Annotated in this window: 17 protein-coding genes; 6 read left to right on the top strand and 11 right to left on the bottom strand. The window is 69.1% G+C overall.

All coding sequences use genetic code 11. The annotated features are described in order from the left end of the window. Position 1: 1 nt before the first annotated feature. The 10 genes from OG488_RS32645 to OG488_RS32600 form a co-directional block, all read right to left on the bottom strand. Positions 2 to 1018: an MCE family protein gene (locus OG488_RS32645; protein WP_329235708.1), complete on the bottom strand. Its 1017-nt coding sequence runs from the start codon at positions 1016 to 1018 to the stop codon at positions 2 to 4. Continuing rightward, the gene (locus OG488_RS32640) at positions 1015 to 2046 is read right to left on the bottom strand and encodes an MCE family protein (protein WP_329235706.1); all 1032 of its coding nucleotides are present in this window, start codon (positions 2044 to 2046) and stop codon (positions 1015 to 1017) included. The genes OG488_RS32645 and OG488_RS32640 overlap by 4 nt, the downstream gene beginning before the upstream one ends. Continuing rightward, positions 2043 to 3350, bottom strand: a complete 1308-nt coding sequence (locus OG488_RS32635) for an MCE family protein (RefSeq protein WP_329235704.1) — start codon at positions 3348 to 3350, stop codon at positions 2043 to 2045. The genes OG488_RS32640 and OG488_RS32635 overlap by 4 nt, the downstream gene beginning before the upstream one ends. Next, on the bottom strand, positions 3350 to 4153 hold the full coding sequence (locus OG488_RS32630) for an MlaE family ABC transporter permease (protein ID WP_329235702.1): 804 nt from the start codon (positions 4151 to 4153) through the stop codon (positions 3350 to 3352). Before OG488_RS32630 ends, OG488_RS32635 begins: the two co-directional genes overlap by 1 nt. 3 nt (positions 4154 to 4156) lie before the next feature. Then, positions 4157 to 5005: an MlaE family ABC transporter permease gene (locus OG488_RS32625; protein WP_329235700.1), complete on the bottom strand. Its 849-nt coding sequence runs from the start codon at positions 5003 to 5005 to the stop codon at positions 4157 to 4159. Beyond that, complete coding sequence (locus OG488_RS32620) at positions 5002 to 5985, bottom strand: ABC transporter ATP-binding protein (RefSeq protein WP_329235698.1); 984 nt, start codon at positions 5983 to 5985, stop codon at positions 5002 to 5004. The genes OG488_RS32625 and OG488_RS32620 overlap by 4 nt, the downstream gene beginning before the upstream one ends. Before the next feature lie 699 nt (positions 5986 to 6684). Further along, a complete protein-coding gene (locus OG488_RS32615) occupies positions 6685 to 7641 on the bottom strand; it encodes a hypothetical protein (RefSeq protein WP_329235696.1) in 957 nt (318 codons plus the stop codon). A gap of 125 nt (positions 7642 to 7766) precedes the next feature. Next, positions 7767 to 9212, bottom strand: coding sequence for a DUF6801 domain-containing protein (locus OG488_RS32610; RefSeq protein WP_329235694.1), 1446 nt, complete (start codon positions 9210 to 9212; stop codon positions 7767 to 7769). A 150-nt stretch (positions 9213 to 9362) separates the two neighbouring features. After that, positions 9363 to 10007 (bottom strand): hypothetical protein, encoded by a 645-nt coding sequence (locus tag OG488_RS32605; RefSeq protein ID WP_329235692.1) that lies wholly within the window; start codon positions 10005 to 10007, stop codon positions 9363 to 9365. 105 nt (positions 10008 to 10112) lie between these two features. Further along, a complete protein-coding gene (locus OG488_RS32600; protein ID WP_329235690.1) occupies positions 10113 to 10751 on the bottom strand; it encodes a hypothetical protein in 639 nt (212 codons plus the stop codon). Positions 10752 to 11414: 663 nt separating this feature from the next. On the opposite strand from OG488_RS32600, the gene OG488_RS32595 reads away from it, so the two are divergent. The 4 genes from OG488_RS32595 (at position 11415) to OG488_RS32580 (ending at position 14858) form a co-directional block, all read left to right on the top strand. Beyond that, the gene (locus OG488_RS32595) at positions 11415 to 12629 is read left to right on the top strand and encodes a helix-turn-helix domain-containing protein (protein ID WP_329235688.1); all 1215 of its coding nucleotides are present in this window, start codon (positions 11415 to 11417) and stop codon (positions 12627 to 12629) included. Between the two features lie 199 nt (positions 12630 to 12828). Further along, positions 12829 to 13092: a hypothetical protein gene (locus OG488_RS32590; RefSeq protein ID WP_329235686.1), complete on the top strand. Its 264-nt coding sequence runs from the start codon at positions 12829 to 12831 to the stop codon at positions 13090 to 13092. Positions 13093 to 13165: 73 nt separating this feature from the next. After that, positions 13166 to 13639: an SCP2 sterol-binding domain-containing protein gene (locus tag OG488_RS32585; protein WP_329235684.1), complete on the top strand. Its 474-nt coding sequence runs from the start codon at positions 13166 to 13168 to the stop codon at positions 13637 to 13639. Positions 13640 to 13643: 4 nt separating this feature from the next. Further along, positions 13644 to 14858 carry an acyl-CoA dehydrogenase family protein gene (locus OG488_RS32580; protein WP_329235682.1) on the top strand — a complete coding sequence of 405 codons (1215 nt, stop codon included), beginning with the start codon at positions 13644 to 13646 and terminating at the stop codon, positions 14856 to 14858. A 44-nt stretch (positions 14859 to 14902) separates the two neighbouring features. Here OG488_RS32580 and OG488_RS32575 read toward each other — a convergent pair whose 3' ends face one another. Further along, positions 14903 to 16129 (bottom strand): cytochrome P450, encoded by a 1227-nt coding sequence (locus OG488_RS32575; protein WP_329235680.1) that lies wholly within the window; start codon positions 16127 to 16129, stop codon positions 14903 to 14905. A 110-nt stretch (positions 16130 to 16239) separates the two neighbouring features. On the opposite strand from OG488_RS32575, the gene OG488_RS32570 reads away from it, so the two are divergent. Continuing rightward, positions 16240 to 17073: a hypothetical protein gene (locus OG488_RS32570; protein WP_329239169.1), complete on the top strand. Its 834-nt coding sequence runs from the start codon at positions 16240 to 16242 to the stop codon at positions 17071 to 17073. A 55-nt stretch (positions 17074 to 17128) separates the two neighbouring features. Then, positions 17129 to 19204, top strand: coding sequence for an MDR family MFS transporter (locus OG488_RS32565; protein WP_329235678.1), 2076 nt, complete (start codon positions 17129 to 17131; stop codon positions 19202 to 19204). The last annotated feature ends 19 nt before the right edge of the window (positions 19205 to 19223 follow it).

The following is a 19223-nucleotide window of genomic DNA, read 5'->3' as shown; positions in this document are numbered from 1 at the left end:
GTCAGCGGCCCCCCTGCTTCGGCGGCATGCAGTCGTTCGTCGGGGGCGTGTCCTTCGGCAGGTAGTCCTTGGGGACGACGCCGCAGACGTAGTTGTCGAACCAGCGGCCGTTGCCGAGGGTGTTGCCGACGAGCCGGTTGTAGGTCCCGGCCATCGAGAGCACCTGGTCGAGGCTCTTGCGGTTCTTCACCAGGACGGCGGTGACCCGCCCCAGCGAGTCGAGGGTGGGCTTCAGCTGCTTGTCGTTGTCGGCGACGAGACCGGTGAGCTGGGTGCCGAGGTCCCGGGTGCCGGTGAGCAGCAGGTGGATGGAGTCGCGCCGGGCCTGGATCTCGCCCAGGAGCAGGTTGCCGTCCTCCAGCAGGGTCTCGAAGCTGCTCTTCTTCGTGGCGAGCGTCCTGGTGAGCTGCTTGCTGCCCTTGAGGAGGGTGGCGAGCTGCGCGTCACGCTCGGAGACCGTCCTCGACAGCGCGGAGAGCCCTTCCGCCGCGCTGCGCACGTCGGGCGGGGAGTCCTTGAAGGTGTCCGAGATGGTCTCGAAGCTCTGGGCGAGCTGGGCGGTGTCGATCTCCTCGATGGTCTCGCCGAGTCCGTTGAACGCCTGGGTGACGTCGTACGGGGAGGTGGTGCGGCTCGACGTGATGCGGGAGTCCGGGTCCTGCGGGGCGTCGCCGAGCGGGTCGATGGCGAGGTACTTGTCGCCCAGGAGGGTCTTGATGGCGATCCCGACGGTGGAGGAGTCGCCGATCCAGGCGTCCTGGACCTCGAAGTCGACCTTCACCTTGGCGCCGTCGAGCGAGACGCCGGTGACCTCTCCGACCTTCACCCCGGCGATCCGCACCTCGTCGCCGGCGTCGAGCCCGGCGGACTCGGTGAAGTCGGCGCTGTAGGCGGTGCCGCCGCCGATGAAGGGCAGGGCGTCGGCGCGGTAGGCGGCGAGGCCGAGGAGGGCCAGGACGACGAGTCCGATGACGCCGACGGCGACGGGATTCCGTTCCCGTACGGGCTTGATCCTCATCCCGTGCACCTCGGTCCGCCGATCGTGATGCCGGTGGGCGGGGCGCTGCCGTCCTCGGTCGTCACACCGGCCACCTTCGCCTCGCAGAGGTAGAGGTTGAGCCAGGAGCCGTACGAGGTGAGGCGGGTGATGGCCTCCATCTTGGCGGGCGCCTTCCGCAGGAAGCTCTCGATCGTCGGGGCGTTCCGGTCGAGCTGCCCGCTGAGCCTGCCGAGCTCGGCGATGTCCTTCTTCAGGGGAGCCCGGCCGTCCTCCAGGAGGTCGGCGGTGACGGTGGTGAGCGCCCCCATCGCCGTGACCGCGTCACCGAGCGGCTTGCGGTCGCCGGAGAAGCCCTTGACGAGCTTCTCGAGGGTGACGACGAGGTCGTCGAATCCCGCCTCGCGGTCGTTCACGGTCGTGAGAACCGTGTTGAGGTTCTTGATCACCTCGCCGATCACCTTGTCCTTGGCCGCGACGGTGCCGGTCAGCGATCCGACGTGGGAGAGAATGCTGTCGACCGTGCCGCCCTCGCCCTGGAGGACCTGCACGATGGAGCCGGCGAGTTGGTTGACGTCCGGCGGGGAGAGCCCTTCGAAGAGGGGCTGGAAGCCGTTGAAGAGCTGGGTGAGGTCGAGCGCGGGCGTGGTGCGCGAGAGCGGGATCGTCGCCCCGGACCTGAAGGTCGCCCCCACGGGCCCGGTGCCCTGGTCGAGGTCGATGTAGCGCTGCCCGACCATGTTGAGGTACTTGATCGACGCGGTCACCGAGGCGGGCAGGTCACGGCCCTGGTCCACGGCGAAGCCGACTTCGGCCTGCCGCCTGTCGGCGACCCTGATGGACTCGACCTGCCCGACCTTGACGCCCGCGATCCTGACGCTGTCGCCGACGACCAGTCCGGTGGCGTCGGTGAACCTCGCCTTGTACGAGACGGTGTCGCCGACCCCCGTGTTGGCGATGGACAGGGCCAGGACGGTGGTCGCCAGGGCGGTCACCACGATGAAGACGACGGACTTCACGATCGGGCCCGTGAGGGAGCGGCGCTTCACTTGAGCTTCACCTCCGCACCGCGGAAGGCCGGACCGATGAGCACGCTGCTCCAGTCGGGCAGGGCCTGCGGCTGGACTTCGAGTGAGGGGGCGACGAGCTCGTTGACGAGCCGGCTCTCCTCGGGGGAGTTCGGGACGCCGAGCGCGGTGTCGGCGGTGTCGGTGATGTCCGGGGTCCCGGCCGCTTCCACGTCACCGGCGTCCGGGGCCGGGGCCTTGCGCGCGTCGGCCGTCGGGACCGCCCTGCCGGTGTACGGCACCGAGTAGCAGTGCGGCCCGCCGGTCGCCCGGTAGACCGGGGTGTCCCTTCCGGGCACGTACTTTCCCTTGGACTCCACCACCTTGACGGTGACGTGGAGTCCCGGCTCGTCGGTGCCCTTGCCGAGCGCCTTGTCCATGGCCGGGACGAACCCGGCCATGGTGCGCAGGGTGCAGGGGAAGGCGTCGGAGTACTCCGCGAGGAGTTCCAGGGTGGGACGTCCGGAGGCGGAGAGGCGGATGAGGTTGTCCTTGTTCCTCCGCAGGAAGGCGGTGACGTCGTTCGCGGAGGCGGTGGTGGATCCGTACAGATCCGCGAGCTCCGCCTGCTGTTCGGCGATCGTGCCGCTGGTGGTGGTGAAGTCGGTCAGGGCGTCCAGGACGTCGGGCGCGGCGTCGGCGTAGAGGTGGCTCACCTTGACGAGTTCCTTGATGTCCGCGTTGAGCGTGGGGAGTTGGGGGTTGAACTCCTTGAGGTGCGCGTCGAGGGTGACCAGCGTGTCGCCGAGCTTGTCGCCGCGCCCTTCGAGCGCCTGGGAGACGGCGCCCAGCGTCGCGGCGAGCTTCTCCGGCTTGACGGCGGTCAGCATCGGCAGGACGTTGTCCAGGACCTCCTCCAGCTCGATCGCGTTGCTGGAGCGGTCCTGCGGGATCACCGCTCCTGCCCGCAGGGTCTCGGCGGAGGGGACGGCGGGCGGTACGAGGGCGACGAACCGTTCCCCGAAGAGCGTGGTGGGCAGCATCTGCGCGGTGACGTCGGCCGGGATCTGCTCGAGCCGGTCCGGCTCGATGGCGAGCGTGAGACGGGCCCCGTCGCCGTCGGAGGCGATGTGGCGCACCTCGCCGATGACGACGCCGCGCAGCTTCACCTCGGCGTTGTCGTGCATCTCGTTGCCGACGCTCCCGGTGCGTACGGTCACGGTGGCGTCGTCGGTGAAGTCCTTCTCGTACACCGAGACCGACACCCATACGAGCACGGCGGGCACGAGCACGAAGGCCACACCCGCGAGTCTGCGGCGCACCGTCTGCGCCGTGGAGGAGGACATCAGCCGGCCACCTTCACCGTTGTCGTCGCGCCCCAGATGGCGAGCGAGAGGAAGAAGTCGGTGACGCTGATGAGCACGATGGCGTTGCGCACCGACCGGCCGACGGCGACGCCCACTCCCGCGGGTCCGCCGGTGGCGTGGAAGCCGTAGTAGCAGTGGGCGAGGATCACCAGCACGCTGAAGATCAGCACCTTGAGCACCGACAGCAGGACGTCGTCCGGGGAGAGGAAGAGATTGAAGTAGTGGTCGTACGTGCCCGCCGACTGCCCGTTGAACAGGACGGTGATGTAGCGGGACGCGAGGTAGGAGGAGAGCAGCCCGATCGCGTACAGCGGGATGATGGCGACGATGCCGGCGATGATCCGTGTGGTGACGAGGTAGGGCATGGAGCGCACGCCCATCGCTTCGAGGGCGTCGACCTCCTCGTTGATCCGCATGGCGCCGAGCTGGGCGGTGAAGCCGGCGCCGACGGTCGCGGAGAGGGCGAGGCCGGCGACGAGCGGGGCGATCTCACGGGTGTTGAAGTAGGCGGAGATGAAACCGGTGAAGGCGGAGGTGCCGATCTGGTCGAGGGCGGCGTACCCCTGGAGGCCGACGACCGAGCCGGTGGCGAGGGTCATCGCGATCATCACGCCGATGGTTCCGCCGATGACGCCGAGGCCGCCGCTGCCGAAGGCGACCTCGGCGAGGAGCCGCTGGACCTCCTTGAGGTAGCGGCGCAGGGTCCTGGGGATCCAGATCAGGGCGCGTACGTAGAAGGTGAGCTGTTCGCCGGAGCGGTCCAGCCAGCCGAGCATCGACATCGCTCAGCCCCCCTTCGGGGGGACGATCTGGAGGTAGATCGCCGTGAGGACCATGTTCACGGCGAACAGGAGCATGAAGGTGATGACGACGGACTGGTTGACCGCGTCGCCGACGCCCTTCGGGCCGCCGCGCGGGTTCAGTCCCCGGTACGCCGCGACGATGCCGGCGATGAAGCCGAAGATCAGCGCCTTGAGTTCACCGACGTAGAGGTCGGGCAGCTGGGCGAGGGCGGAGAAGCTCGCGAGGTAGGCGCCGGGGGTCCCGCCCTGCATGATGACGTTGAAGAAGTAGCCGCCGAGCGTGCCGACGACGGACACCAGCCCGTTGAGCAGTACGGCGACGAACATGGTGGCCAGCACGCGCGGGACGACGAGGCGCTGGACGGGCGAGACGCCCATGACCTCCATGGCGTCCAGTTCCTCGCGGATCTTGCGGGACCCGAGGTCGGCGCAGATGGCGGACCCCGCGGCCCCGGCGATGAGCAGCGCCACGATGAGCGGGCTGGCCTGCTGGATGACGGCGAGGACGCTGGCTCCGCCGGTGAAGGACTGGGCGCCGAGCTGCTCGGTGAGGGAGCCGACCTGGAGCGCGATGACCGCGCCGAAGGGGATCGACACGAGGGCGGCGGGCAGGATGGTGACGCTGGCGACGAACCAGAACTGCTCGATGAACTCCCGCATCTGGAACGGCCTGCGGAAGACGGCCCGGGAGACCGCCAGGGCGAGCGCGAACAGCTGGCCGGTCTGGCGCAGGGGGGCGAGGAGCCGCGAGGGCTGCTTCCGCCCCGACGCCTGAGGAGCCTTCTCGGTGGCCGGCTCCGCCGGTGGCCGTACGGGCAGCGGTGCCGTCATCGGCGCCCACCGTCCAAGGTCGGCGTGTAGCTGTTCAGGATGGCCGTACGGGCGGCCTCCGGCAGCTGGCCCATCATGGAGACGACCCGCTCCCGGCGGCGCAGGGCCGCCTGCCGTACGGGCATCCCGGGCGAGGGTTCCAGCTGGGGTACGACGGTGCGGGGCCCCGCCGCGTACCCGTTGCCGTTCGTCTGCTCGGCTGCGAGGGTGGCCGCGTCCTTCTCCTCCGACATGCCGATGGGACCTTCACGGCGTCCGGCGAGGAACTGCGAGACCACGGGCATGTCGCTGGTGAGCAGCACTTCGCGCGGGCCGAAGGTGACGAGGTTGCGGCAGAAGAGCATCCCCATGTTGTCCGGGACGGTGGCCGCGATGTCGAGGTTGTGGGTGACGATGAGCATCGTCGCGTCGATCTGCGCGTTGAGGTCGATGAGGAGCTGCGAGAGGTAGGCGGTGCGCACCGGGTCGAGTCCGGAGTCGGGCTCGTCGCAGAGGATGATCTGCGGGTCCAGGACGAGGGCACGGGCCAGGCCGGCCCTCTTGCGCATACCGCCGGATATCTCACCCGGCAGCTTTCCCTCGGCGCCGAGCAGGCCGACGATGTCGATCCGCTCCATGACGATGCGCCGGATCTCGGACTCCTTCTTGCGGGTGTGTTCACGCAAGGGGAAGGCGATGTTGTCGAAGAGCGACATCGAGCCGAAGAGGGCGCCGTCCTGGAACATGAGCCCGAACAGTTTCCGGGTCTCCATGATCTCCCGCTCGGGGCTGTTGACCATGTCGACGCCGTTGATCAGGACACGGCCTTTTTCCGGCTTCAGCAGTCCGATGATGGATTTCAGGAACACGGTCTTCCCGGTCCCGGAAGGGCCGAGCATGACGCTCACCTCACCCGCCGGCAGCGTGAGACTGACGTCCTGCCAGATGTTCTGCTTGCCGAAGGATTTCGTCAGGCCTTCGACGACTACTTCGATTCCCATCGGCCCTCCCTCGAAGTGGTGGTGAACGACGTCATCTGTCTGCGCTCCGGCTCCGGTCCGTGCAACGACGGCTTGTCACACATGCACCAGGGGGCGCACGTTATGTCCGTCGAAACCGCCAGGACAAGCCGTTGAACAGCGGAAATCGCCGGATGTCGATCTCGGTGTGGATCACTTGTCACCGATTGACAAACCCGCTCGGCGGCTTTGTCGGAAACTGCGCAAGCCCTCCGGGTGCTCCGGGGCCCTGCGGCCCTGGACTCCCGGAGCCACGAGGCCCCAGGAGTGGAAGATCCCCCTCCGACGGAAGGTCCGGAGTCGTGGGAACTCCCGGCGGAATCCCGGCCCAAGAGGGCTCGACCAGGACTCCACATATGTCGAACAAGCAGGTACGGACGTGTTTCCGAGCCGCTCAAGCGGGACGCTACGGGCCAGTAACCTAAGTCCGCAATAGCAGTTCACGAACTTTCTCCGAGGTAATCGCGCAGCCTCGTTTTCTTATGCCCCGATGAGTAATCGGCGCGCGAAACCTATAGAAAAGTGAGGGCCTTCGAGTGACAGCCGCCGGCTCGGGAATGCCGCCCGGGACACGCCGAAGCCCGCCCCGACCAGGGTTCATGCGGTCGGGGCGGGCTCGGACGGGCGGTACGACGGCACGCACCAAGTGACAAAGGCGCACGACGCGTCGGACCCCCGGGGCTACTTCACGGCGGAGTGCCAGTTCTGGGAGAGCTCCTTGCCCGCGTTCGGTACGGACAGCCCCGGCGCGGTCAGGCCGATCGTCGAGGTCTTGGCGTCGTTCAGGACGAGGTTGTTCGACCCGGCCGCGGCGGGCAGGCCCACCTTGAGGTCGATCGCCCAGCTGAGGATGCCGGCGAGACCGCAGCCGCTCGCCTTCGGCACGGAGAACTGGCTGTCGCCCTGCGCAGCCCCCGTCAGGGCGAGGTTGATGAGCGAGCCCTCGTCCGGGTTGGCCGTCCCGTCACCGTTGAACCTGGAGGCGGCCAGGGCCGGGGCACTGAGGTTCCCGGGGCGCAGGAGCACCGGGTTGCTGCTGCTCCCTATGTAGCAGTTGGACCCGAGCAGGGGGTTCTCCAGGCGGATCTTGACGGGCAGTTTGACGATCGGCCCGGAGGAGATCCCGGCGACCAGGCTGAAGTCGGTCGGCGTACCGGCCGACTCGACCGTGGCGGTCACCTTGTTCAGGGTGGCGTTGGTGATCTGCCCGCAGACGGCGGAGACCACGGGGACGTTGCTGGGGCACATGATGCCGAGGAGACCGCCGGGGATGGTGGTCTTCCCGCTGACGATGGATCCGGCCGGCGGCGGGACAACCGTGTACGTCCCATCGGCCGGGTGCTGGACGACACCGAACTGCAGGTTCGTCGAGCCCGTCGTCGCCTGGGTGTTGCCGAGCTTGATCGACCCGTTGGGCGAGGAGGACGTCACACACAGGGGAACATCGGTGTCCCCGTCCGCCGCGAGCATCGCGGGGGCATCCACCGGACAGCGGTCGAAAGGAGCCCAGGCGCCGTTGAGCTGGGTCGCTGCGGCGGTGGCGGCACCGGCCGGCGACGCGGTCAGGGGCATGACCAGCGCGGCAGACGCGGCGACTGCTCCGCCGGCCTTGATCCAGGTCTTCGAGGCAGATCTCATCGTTCCCTCAATTCGTGAGGCGGGTCGGGGGATTGCTCTGTTCGGTGCGGTCTGTCGTGCGGATTCAGGTCTGCGGCTGGGCTCAGGGCCCGCCCGTCGGCAGCGGTCGGTCATGCGGATCCAGGTCAACGGCTGGCTTCGGGCACATCCGTCGGCTCGTAGGCGTCCGTGCACACGCCTTCGGCACCGGGCGTGTGCTGCGAGGGCGCACAAGGAGCACCCTGCACCTGCTTGACATAGCCCGGCACTCCGGAAAGGGACGCGGTGAAGAGGTTGTCCAGGTCCTCGTCGGCACCACACCCACTGAAGGGAGGCAGTGTCACCGCCCCGGTCAGCTCACCCCCGGTCGCCAGGGTGTACCCCACCTGGACCCCGTCCTTCAGCGTCATGTGCCCCTCCAGCCTCAGGGTGAAGGGTTTGCTGGTGCGGCAGTTGTCACCCACGTCCAAGGGCACGCCGTTGACCTCGACGTCACGGAGCCTGAGCATCAGCTCGAGAGTCACCACCGTCACGGCCTTGGTCGAACCCTCGGCGATGTTGATCGCCAGGTCTGACTTGATGTTCGGAACGCGGGTCCCGTCAGGGTTGGTCGCCGGGGGGATCTGCGTCATTTCCAGGGTCGCGGTCGTCGGCATGAATCCGAAGGTCAAGAAGGTGCCGGAGGCAGGAGGAAGCTGCGTTTTCCCCTCGTGGTCGAGATCCACCGCCGAGTCCTGGTACACGTGCAGGAATTCACCATCGGGCACGATCCTGCTCTCGCCCTGAGTGATCCGCGCACAAGCCGGCGGGAATTTTGTCGCCCCCTTGAGTTTCGTCACGTTCGCATAGCCGGTGACATAGGCGACCATGCCCATGTAGTCACTCGGATCGCCCGCGCACGGAGGCGCGTCGGCCGCAGCGGGCTCGGCCGGAGCTCCGACCTTCGGGAGGTCCTCGTCTCCGCCTGTCACCTGCTCCTCGGGCCAGGATCCGGTCGGGGTGGGCTCCGCCCCCGGCTCCCCACTCCCGCCGCTCACGGGCACCTCTGCCAGCGTCGCCTCCTGCCCGGCGTCCGGGGTGCAGTTCAGGGACAGGGCCGGCGGCTCGGCCGGTGCCCCGTCGGCCTTCTTGAGAGCGAGTTCCACGGAGAGGGCGCCCGCCTCGAATGCCAGGTCACCGGGCACTTCGGGCTTCACGTAGGGGACGCTCCCCGACGTGCTCAGCGCCAGGTCGCCCGCCTCGGGGATCGGCGCCGGCTCGGCGGTCTTCCCGATCCACTCGGTCCGGGCGTGCTGATCCCCCTGGGCGACGTCGACCGAGAGCTGCGCCTCGGCGCTCACGGTCGCCGCTCCGGAGTCGGCGAGTACGGCCGACGCGCCCTCGGGCAGCGTCAGGTCCAGCCCCAGGGCCTCGGGCTGGATCACCTGTCCTGCCTCAGCGGACTCGGGAACCTTCGCGGTGACGTGGACCTTCACCGCGTGCTCGCCCTCCGGAAGGCCGCAGGTGTAGGCCAGCTCCGTATCGACGTCCTGCACACCGGCCACGGCCTGCGCACCGGGGACCATGCTTCCCAGCAGCACCGCGGTGGCCACTGCGGCCCCCCGTGCCGTGCGCCTGCGTGCTCCCGTCGTACGAGTGCCTCTCACTGACGATGTCCCCTTTCGGACCGGTCGGACGTGTACCCCCGGCGGGTGGACTCGCGACGGGGCCCCTGTTCGCTCAGGACTGGTGTGCGGCCCGGTTCAGGAGGTGTGCACGATGCTCGGCTTGGCAGTGCCGCCACTCGGCGTGACCACCGAATGACGGGCCGCGTACACCCAGTTGTCGCCCACGGCGGTGAGCCCGGAACACCCCGCGGTGGTGGTGGCCACCGTGAGCTTGTAGGTGGCGTCGTTCTTGACTTCGAGCTCGCCCGTCGAGTTGGTGTAGGTGGTGGCGAGTCGGCCCGAGACGGCCATGGTGCAGGTGAGCATCTGCAGCCGGAGCTTCACACCGGAGATGTACCCCCTGGTGACACCGGCGTTGTAGCTGTTCGCCATCACCTTCCACGGGGTGGACGTGTCGGCGACAGGATTCATGGGGCCGAACGGGCTGGAGCAGTTGCTCCAGGTCATCGGGGCGATGGCGCCGATCTGCACGTCCACGGCGCCGGTGGCTGACGCCAGGTTGCCCCGCGCCACCGATGACGTGCACACGAGAGGAATACCGGCGCTGACGCCCCACTGGATCCGCACGGCCCCTGAGCCGGCGGAGAAGGTCTGCACCGGACTCGGGCCGACCGTCCAGGCCGGCGCCGCGACGCCCGCCGTGGCGACAGGTGCCGCGAAGGTGACCGCGGCGAGGGCGGCACCCGCCGCCGTGGCGAGCTTCCCGGGAGATCTGCGCACAGCTGGCTCCTCCGTTCCGGTCGCGTGCCGGTGGACACGGGGATCGCACGGCGGGCGGACCCCGCCGTGCGATCCCTGCTCACTCCTGAGTGGCTCGTGGCCTGATCAGGGGGTGTACACGATGCCCGGCTTGATGGTGGTACCGGTCTTGACCGCGTTGTACTTGGCGGTGTAGGTCGGGTGCTGGCCCACGGCCGCGATCCCGGCGCAGCCCGGGGTGACGGTGGCGACGGTCAGCTGGTAGGTGGCGTTGTTGCCGATCGTGAGCTGACCGCTGGTGTTGTTGTAGCCGGCGGTGACATCGCCCGTCACCGTGAAGGTGCACGTGAGGACGGTCAGCGTGGCCTTGACACCGGAGATGTAACCGGTGGTGGTGCCGGCGCTGTAGGTGTTCGCCTTCAGCTGCCACGCCGGGGAGGTGTTGGCGGTCGGTGTCACCGGGCCGAACGGACTGGTGCACCCGCTCCAGGTCAGCGGAGCGATGGTGCCGACCGTCACGTTGGTGGTGCCGGAGGCGGTCGCCAGCACGGCGCTGGCCGCCGATGTCGTACACGTCAGCGGGATGCCGTTGAGGCTGAGGGAGACGGTGCCGGAGTTGGTGGCCGAGACCGCCACCGGCGAGGGAGCGGGGGTGACGGTCCAGGTCGGTGCGGCCACACCGGCGGTGGCGGTGGTCGCGCCGAGAGTGACGGCGGCCGCGGCGGCACCGGCCGTGAGTGCGATCTTTCTGAGGGTGTTGCGCACAGTGAGTTCCTCCGATTCGGCAGTGCGGGCGCACTGTTGCGGGGACAGCACTCGAATTCCTGCAAAGGCGCAGGGAGTGCCGCGATGAATCGTGTTGCGTGGGGGGCCGTGCTGCGCTTTCAGCCACACACGTTCTGTGACAGGGCGTGACGTTACTTGCGGGAAACTTGGAGCACAATCCTGCGGGTCAAGATTGGTCCGGCAAGTTTTTTTCCTCGTCAGCAGATCACTAATTCGGCCCGCACACTTGTCACTTGGTGCGCAATATCTCAAGGGAATGGAGCGCGGTGCCGGAATCCCGGAGCGGACGCCGCTGCCCCACCGGGCAACGGGCGAAGATCACGTGGGATCCGGCCGAGGGCCCGACAGTCATCCCGACGTGGCCGTCGGCGGGGCTGTCGCACCCCCTCGCCGGCACCCTCGGTGCCACCCACGGCCGAAAACATTGTCCGGAAGTGAGCATTTACCGCCCCACCTGCACGGGAGCACCACAACTGGGCCACGGTGTGTGCCCCTTGCAGTTCGATCTTGTCCAAGCAGTGTGCACCCCGCCCGACTTGGTCTATCTTCGGCGCCGATGTTGGTATACACCTGTCGGTCCATGGGAGCGCTCTCCCCCACCTGCTCCTCCACACCGGACCCGGGACAGACGAGGGGACGGTCATGCCGAGACTTATCCAGCCGCTGGACACCGGAGACCCGCTGGGGCCCCTCCCCCAGGAGTTCGCCGCGATCATGCGACCCGAACTGCCGAGCCTGATCAAAGAGATAGGCATGGAAGTGACCCGCGCCTATCCGGAATACGCGCGTCTTCTGAACGGACCCAACGGCGCGTCCATTCGCATGGGCGTCGAACAGAGCCTTTCCTCCTTCGTCGATCTGGTCGCCGAGCCCACCTCCCCCACGGTCCTGCGCGACGACATGTGCCGGAGATTCGGCCGGTTCGAGGCCTACGAGGGCCGCACCATGGACGCGCTGCAGGGCGCGTACCGGCTGGGCGCGCGGGTCGCGCTGCGACGGGCGAAGAAAGTGGGCCGGAGTTACAACTTCTCGCCGGCACTGATGCTCAGCTTCGCCGACGCGCTCTTCGCGTACGTGGACGAGCTCGAGTCACTGTCCCGCGAGGGCTATCTGGAGGTGCAGGCCCAGTCCGACCAGCAGGGCGAGGCGGTGCGCCGACGGCTGCTGCATCTGATCCTCACCGGCAGACCGGTACCCCGCAGCGCCATCGCCGAGCTGTGCGAGCAGACCGGCTGGACACTGCCCGAGCAGGTCACGCTCGTCGCCGTACGCGCTCCGTCCGGCGTGGACCGGATCAGCGCGGACCACGACGTCCTGATCGACCCCGCCGATCCGCAGCCGCATCTGCTGATCCCCGGCCCGATGAACGACACGCGCAGGGAGATGCTCGACCGGACGATTCCCGGCGGTGGCGCGGCGATCGGGCTGACCGTGCCGACCGCGCTCGCCTCGGACTCGATCCGTTGGGCACGCCGCGTACTCGAACTGGTCGACGCGGGGGTCATCGACGACGCACCGGTCATCCTCTGCGAGGACCACCTCACCACGCTGTGGCTCCTCTCCGACCCCGTCCTCCTCGACCAGCTCGCCGAGCGCGAACTGTCCCCCGTCTCCGGCATCAGCGCCACACGGCGCGAGCGACTGATCGAGACCTTGCGGATCTGGCTCGACACGCGCGGCACCGCGGCGCAGATGGGCGAGTTGCTGGACGTCCACCCCCAGACGGTCCGTTACCGGATGCGCAGTCTGGAGGCCATCTTCGGAGATCAGCTCACCGACCCGGAGAGCCGTTTCTCGACCGAAGCCGTGCTGCGCGCCCTGCGGTTACGCGCCCGCGGCGGCCAGTCCCTCAACTGAGGGAGCATCACACACCGCGCACAGAATCAACTTACTGCCAGGTAACGCGAAATAGACGGTCAGTCCCAAACGGTTGCGACACGGAGACGTTCTCAACGAGAAACCAGGAACTGCGTCCCGTTACATAAGGAGGAGCGGTGGCCCACCGGCCGTCGCGGAGCACCACCTCCTGGCCGACCATCCGAGAGGGAACCCCCACATGACCGCCTCGCACCTGCTCGTCCCCGTACCGATCCCCGACCGGGTCGCCGCGCTGATCGGGTCCTGCACCCCGCCGCACATCCTGCAGGCGGAGCTGGACGCCGACTGCGCCGCCCGCGAGGTCCGCAGGTTCCGGGGGCCGAGGCTCGGCATCGAGGACCAGGCCGACCGCGAGCAGGCGCTGTCCGAGCTCGCCCGGGCCAACAAGGTGCTGTCGGCCCATCACCCGCACCTGGCGGTGCACCCGGACGGATCCTGGTGACGGCTGCTTGCTAAGCGGCGGCGGCCGCCTTACCTTACCCAGAAGTAAGTTTACTCTGGAGTAAGGATTTGGCGTGGCCGAGAACAGCAGCGGCAACCTCACCGACGAACTGTCCGGGCTCGACTTCGCGGCCGTCTCCCCCGAGGAGTTCGCACGGATCGTCAAGGGCCTGTCCGCCAGGCAGCTCGGCGAGGTCATGCACGGTGACCTGCGCACCCGGGTGCTGAGCGAGGTCTTCGGCCGGATGCGCCAGCAGTTCCGTCCGGAGGCGGCCGGTCAGCTGAAGGCCCTGATCCGCTGGAAGATCACCGGCGAGAGCGAAGAGGTCTACGAGACCTCCATAGCCGACGGTGCCTGCACGGTGAGCGCGGGCCGCTCGGACGCGGAGCCCCGCACGACGCTGGTCATGGGCGACGCGGAGTTCCTCAAGCTGGTCTCCGGCAACGGCAATCCCGTGACGATGTTCATGATGCGCAAGCTGAAGATCGCCGGCGACGTCGGCCTGGCCTCGGGGCTCACCCGCTACTTCGACATCCCGAAGGCCTGAGCCCATGAGCTACTTCTCCCTCGCCCTGACCGAGGAACAGCGGGACCTGCGCGACTGGGTGCACGGCTTCGCCGCCCAGGTGGTCCGCCCGGCGGCCGCCGAATGGGACGCGCGGGAAGAGACCCCGTGGCCGGTCATCCAGGAAGCCGCCAGGATCGGTCTGTACGGCTTCGAGTCCCTCGCCGACATGTACGGGGACCCGAGCGGACTCTCCCTCCAGATCGCCAACGAGGAGCTGTTCTGGGGCGACGCGGGCATCGGCATGGCGCTGTTCGGCACCTCGCTCGCGGTCGCCGGGATCTTCGCCTCCGGCACCCCGGACCAGCTCGCCGAGTGGGTCCCCCAGTGCTACGGCGACGAGGACGACCCCAAGGTGGCGGCGTTCTGCGTCTCCGAGCCCCAGGCGGGCTCCGACGTCTCCGCGATGGCCACCCGGGCCCGCTACGACGAGGCCAAGGACGAGTGGGTGCTCTCCGGCCAGAAGGCGTGGATCACCAACGGCGGGATCGCCGAGGTCCATGTCGTGGTCGCCTCGGTCGACTCCTCGCTCGGCGCCCGCGGGCAGGCGGCGTTCATCGTCCCGCCCGGTACGAAGGGTCTGGCGGCGAGCCGCACCATCAAGAAGCTGGGCCTCCGCGCGTCGCACACCGCCGACGTCTTCCTCGACGACGTACGCGTCCCCGGGCACTGTCTGCTCGGCGGGAAGGAGAAGCTCGACGCCCGGCTGGCCCGCGCCCGCGAGGGCGGGACCGCCAAGGGCCAGGCGGCCATGGCGACCTTCGAGGTCAGCCGTCCCACGGTGGGGGCGCAGGCGCTGGGCATCGCGCGGGCGGCGTACGAGTACGCGCTGGAGTACGCGGGAGAGCGCGAGGCGTTCGGCCGCCCCATCATCGAGAACCAGTCGATCGCGTTCGCGCTGGCCGACATCCGCACCGAGATCGAGGCCGTACGCCTGCTGATCTGGCAGGCCGCGTGGATGGCCCGCAACGACCGGACCTTCGACGCCGGACAGGGGTCCATGTCCAAGCTCCGCGCGGGTGAACTCGCGGTCTCCGCGACGGAGAAGGCCGTCCAGATCCTCGGCGGTGCCGGCTACAGCAGGGAACACCCGGTGGAGCGGATGTACCGCGACGCGAAGATCTACACCATCTTCGAGGGGACGAGCGAGATCCAGCGCCTGGTCATCGCCCGGGCCATATCGGGGCGTCACATCCGCTGACTGCCCGGAGGTGCCGGTGCGGCGGTCCGCCGCACCGGCGGCGCTCACACCGCGGCCGGGGTGAACCGTACGGGCAGCGAAGCCGGGCCACGGGTGAAGACGCCCGTCTCGACCGGCTGGAAGCCGTCGGCGAGACGCAGTTCCGGCATCGCGTCGAGCAGCTGGTTGACGCCCGTCTCGACCTCGGCCCTGGCCAGCAGCGCGCCCACGCAGAAGTGCCGGCCCAGCGCGAACGCCAGGTGGTCGGCGGCGGCGGAGAACGCCGTGGTGCTGGTCAGGTCGTCACGGAAGAGGTCGAAGCGGTCGGGTTCGGCGTAGCGGGCCTCGTCCCGGTTGGCCGAGCCGATCAGACAGGTCACGGTGGCTCCGGCCGGGACGGTGCCACCGGACAGCTCAACCTCGCCCGCCGTCTGCCGCATGATCATGTGGACCGGAGGGGTGTACCGCAGCGTCTCGGCGAAGGCCCGGTCGACGAGCGACCGGTCCCGCTGCACGGCGGCCAGCTGCTCGGGGTGGGCCAGCAGGTTCGCGAAGACCGAGGCGATGGCCTTGTCGGTGGTCTCCCCGCCGGCGGCGAGGAGGAGGCTGCAGAACGCCTTGATGTCCTCGTCGCTCATCCGCACCCCGTCGACCTCGGCGGCGCAGAGCGCGGAGAGCAGGTCGTCCCCGGGCTCCTCCCTGCGCCGCTGGATGACGGGGATCATGTACTCGGCGAACTCCTGGCGGGTCCGCTCCCCCGCCGCGGTGACCTCGGGGTCGCCCGCCAGGTTGCCGAGGAAGGCGATGACGTTGGTGTACCAGCCGTGGAACCGCTGGTGGTCGTCCCGGTCCAGGCCGAGCATGTCGGCGATGACCAGGACGGGGAAACGGGTTGCGAACGCCTCGACGAGGTCCGCCTCTCCGGTGTGCCGGAAGGTGTCGATGAGCTCGCGGGCGTTGCGCTCGATGACGGGCAGGAACTTCTCCTGGAGGTCCGCGCCCCGGAAGGCCGGAGCGACCAGGGCCCTGCGTACGGCGTGCTCCCTGCCGCTGAGCTGGAGGATCGTCCGGCCGTGGACGGGCTCTAGCTGCCAGTCGTAGTTCTCGGTGGTGAATTCCTGGGACCGGTCCTTGAAGACGCGCTCGACGTCCTCGTACCGGGACACGAGGTAACTCCCCGTCGCCTCGTGGTGGATCAGGGGGGCGCTCTCGCGCATCGTCCGGTAGGCCCCGTAGGGATCGGCGGCGAACGCGGGCGAGAGAATGTCGGGTGGTGACGAAGCCTGGGACACGTGTGACTCCTGTGGGGCAGAGATCAGGGCGCTGCACGGCAGTGAACGGGCAGCACCGGCAAGGCTATTGACCGACGGCCCGCAACCGAACCCCCTGGGAGTACTTCTTGATCGCCGCGCCCGCCGCACCCCGCCCGTCCGTCCTCTTCGTCACCGACCTCGCCTACGAGGCGCGCGGCCGGCGGTACTGCGACGAGGACATCTTCCTGACGTCACGGCTGCGCGAGTCCTTCGACGTCGCGCTCTGTCACCCCCGGGACGCGGCGGCGCTGCTGGACGGGTTCGACGCGGTCGTGGTGCGCAACAGCGGTCCGGTCCTGCACTACCAGGAGGCGTACGACGCGTTCCGGACCCGGGCCCGGGAGTCGGGGACCCGGGTCTACAACTCGCTCGACGGCCGCGGGGACATGGCGGGCAAGCAGTACCTGGTCGATCTGAGCCGGGCCGGGTTCCCGGTGATCCCGACCGTGGACCGCGCGGCCGACCTCGGGCTGCTCTCCCGGTCGGACGGGTACGTGGTCAAGCCGAAGCTCGGCGCGGACTCGGTGGGACTCCGGTTCACCGAGGAACCGGAGCTGCCCGAGGACGCCGACGGCACCCTGCTCGTCCAGCCCCGGATCGACTTCCGCTACGAGGTGTCCTTCTACTTCGTCGACCACGACTTCCAGTACGCCCTGCACGCACCGCATCCGGACAGGCGGTGGGTGCTCGAACCGTATGCGGCGAGCTCCGAGGACCTGGACTTCGCGCGCCGCTTCGTGGAGTGGAACTCCCTCGCCCACGGCATCCAGCGCGTGGACGCCTGCCGGACACCGGAGGGTGACCTGCTGCTCGTCGAGCTGGAGGACCTCAATCCGTATCTGTCGCTCGACCGCGTGACGGACGAGGTCCGCGAGGCCTTCGTCACCCGGATGAGCGCCTCGCTGAGGGAGCTGCTGGCCTGACCCGTCCGGCCTGCCCCCGCATGCGGGGGCAGGGGGCCGGTGTGAGGGTGCGAGGGTGACCACTGCCAGCGAGAAGGCCCCCGCCCCGCAGAGTGCCACCGCGCCCCCCGTCCTCGATCCCCGGCGCCGCAACATCGTCTTCGCCACGATCGTCCTCGGGATCCTGCTGGCCGCTCTCGACCAGACGATCGTGGGGACGGCCCTCCCCACGATCGTCTCGGACCTCGGCGGCGCGGAGCACATGTCGTGGGTGGTGACGGCCTACCTGCTGGCGGAGACCGTGGCGACGGTGCTCGTCGGCAAGTTCGGCGACCTCTTCGGCCGGAAGCTGATCTTCCAGATCTCGGCCGTCATCTTCATCACCGGGTCGTTCCTCTGCGGCCTCGCGTCGAACATGCTGCTGCTGATCATCTGGCGGGGTCTGCAGGGCGTCGGCGCGGGCGGGCTCATGGTCACCTCGATGGCGCTGATCGCCGATGTCATCCCCCTGCGCGACCGGGGCAAGTACCAAGGAGCGATCGGTGCGGTCTTCGGTGTCGCCACGGTCGTCGGCCCGCTGCTGGGCGGACTCTTCACCGACCATCTGACCTGGCGGTGGGCGTTCTACGTCAATGTGCCGATCGCGGTCGTGGTGGTCATCGCCGCCGCCCGCAACATCCCCTCCGTGCGCGCGGCGGGCCGCCCGGTCATCGACTACCTGGGCATCGCCCTGGTCGCCCTCGGCGCCAGCGCGCTCATCCTCGGCACCAGCTGGGGCGGCAACGAGTACGCCTGGGGCTCGCCGGTCATCATCGGGCTGTTCATCGGCGGGCTCGTCGCCCTGGCGCTCTTCTGCCTCGTGGAGACACGCGCCAAGGAGCCGATGCTGCCGATGAGGCTCTTCCGCAACCCGGTGTTCGCGGTCTGCTCCGTCCTCAGCTTCATCGTGGGCTTCGCCATGCTCGGGGCGATGATCTATCTGCCGACGTATCTCCAGTACGTCGACGGTGACTCGGCCACGCTCTCCGGCGTGCGGACCCTGCCCCTCGTCCTGGGCCTGCTGGCCGCCTCGATCTTCAGCGGCAACGTGGTGAGCAAGACCGGCCACTACCGCTTCTTCCCCGTCATCGGCTCCCTTGTGATGGCGGCGGGCCTCTACCTCCTGTCCCGCATGGGCCCGGGCAGCGGCGTCTGGCTGGAGTCGCTGTACATGCTGGTGCTCGGCGTCGGGATCGGCCTGTCGATGCAGGTGCTGACGATCGCCGTGCAGAACACGGTCGACTACGCGGACCTGGGCACCGCCACGTCCGGGGTGACGTTCTTCCGTACCCTCGGCAGCTCCTTCGGCACCGCGGTGTTCGGGACGATCTACGCCAACGCGCTGCGGCCGAATCTGACGCAGGGCGTCGAGGAGGCGGCCCGCGCGGGCGGCGATCCGGCGTCACTGGCACGCGCCGCCGAGAGTCCGCAGGCCGTGCACGCCCTGCCCCCCGAGCAGACGGCCCCCCTCGCGCAGGCCTACGCGGACACCCTGCACACGGTCTTCCTGTGGACGGTGCCGGTGGCTCTGCTGGGCTTCGTCGTCTCCCTCTTCCTGAAGCAGGTGAAGCTGCGCGACAGCGCGCGGGCGAGCTCGACCGACATGGGCGAGGGCTTCGCCCAGCCGAAGACCGGTGACGCGGCGAACGTGCTCGAATCCGCCGTGGCCAGGATCATCCACCAGGCCGGTCCCGACACGGCACGCCGGATCGTGGCGGAGTCCGACACCCGGCTCGACACTGCGGGGGCCTGGGCCGTGATGCAGGTCGACCTCTTCACCCGGATGGTCGGCCACGCGGGGCTCCGGCTGATCGCCGCCCGGCACCGCGTCCCGCCGGAGGTGCTGGTGCCCGTCTTCGACCGGATGATCGAGGAGGGCTACCTCGCCGGGGACGGCCGGCTCTTCACCCATACGGCGGCGGGCAGCCGCGAGGCCGCGACGATCTCGGCGGCCTGGGGCCGCTGGCTCAACGAGCGGCTGGCCGAGGACGGCGCCCGGCCCGACGACCGGCAGCTGCGGGCCGCGGTCGACGTGATCGCCAAGCGGCTGCTCGCGGAGGACCTGGAGCAGCAGCTGGCGCCCTCGACGGAACGGACGGCCGCACGGGTCTGAGCGGGGGCTCCCACGCACG

The organism is Streptomyces sp. NBC_01460, assembly GCF_036227405.1.
In the GTDB taxonomy this organism is placed as follows: domain Bacteria; phylum Actinomycetota; class Actinomycetes; order Streptomycetales; family Streptomycetaceae; genus Streptomyces.
This window is presented reverse-complemented; position numbering and strand designations above follow the sequence as displayed.

Coding starts and splice junctions, on each gene's coding strand:
- OG488_RS32595 (WP_329235688.1), top strand. CDS start 11,415: ATGCCGAGACTTATCCAGCCGCTGGACACCGGAGACCCGCTGGGGCCC.
- OG488_RS32630 (WP_329235702.1), bottom strand. CDS start 4,153: ATGTCGATGCTCGGCTGGCTGGACCGCTCCGGCGAACAGCTCACCTTC.
- OG488_RS32625 (WP_329235700.1), bottom strand. CDS start 5,005: ATGACGGCACCGCTGCCCGTACGGCCACCGGCGGAGCCGGCCACCGAG.
- OG488_RS32615 (WP_329235696.1), bottom strand. CDS start 7,641: ATGAGATCTGCCTCGAAGACCTGGATCAAGGCCGGCGGAGCAGTCGCC.
- OG488_RS32635 (WP_329235704.1), bottom strand. CDS start 3,350: ATGTCCTCCTCCACGGCGCAGACGGTGCGCCGCAGACTCGCGGGTGTG.
- OG488_RS32645 (WP_329235708.1), bottom strand. CDS start 1,018: ATGAGGATCAAGCCCGTACGGGAACGGAATCCCGTCGCCGTCGGCGTC.
- OG488_RS32590 (WP_329235686.1), top strand. CDS start 12,829: ATGACCGCCTCGCACCTGCTCGTCCCCGTACCGATCCCCGACCGGGTC.
- OG488_RS32620 (WP_329235698.1), bottom strand. CDS start 5,985: ATGGGAATCGAAGTAGTCGTCGAAGGCCTGACGAAATCCTTCGGCAAG.
- OG488_RS32580 (WP_329235682.1), top strand. CDS start 13,644: ATGAGCTACTTCTCCCTCGCCCTGACCGAGGAACAGCGGGACCTGCGC.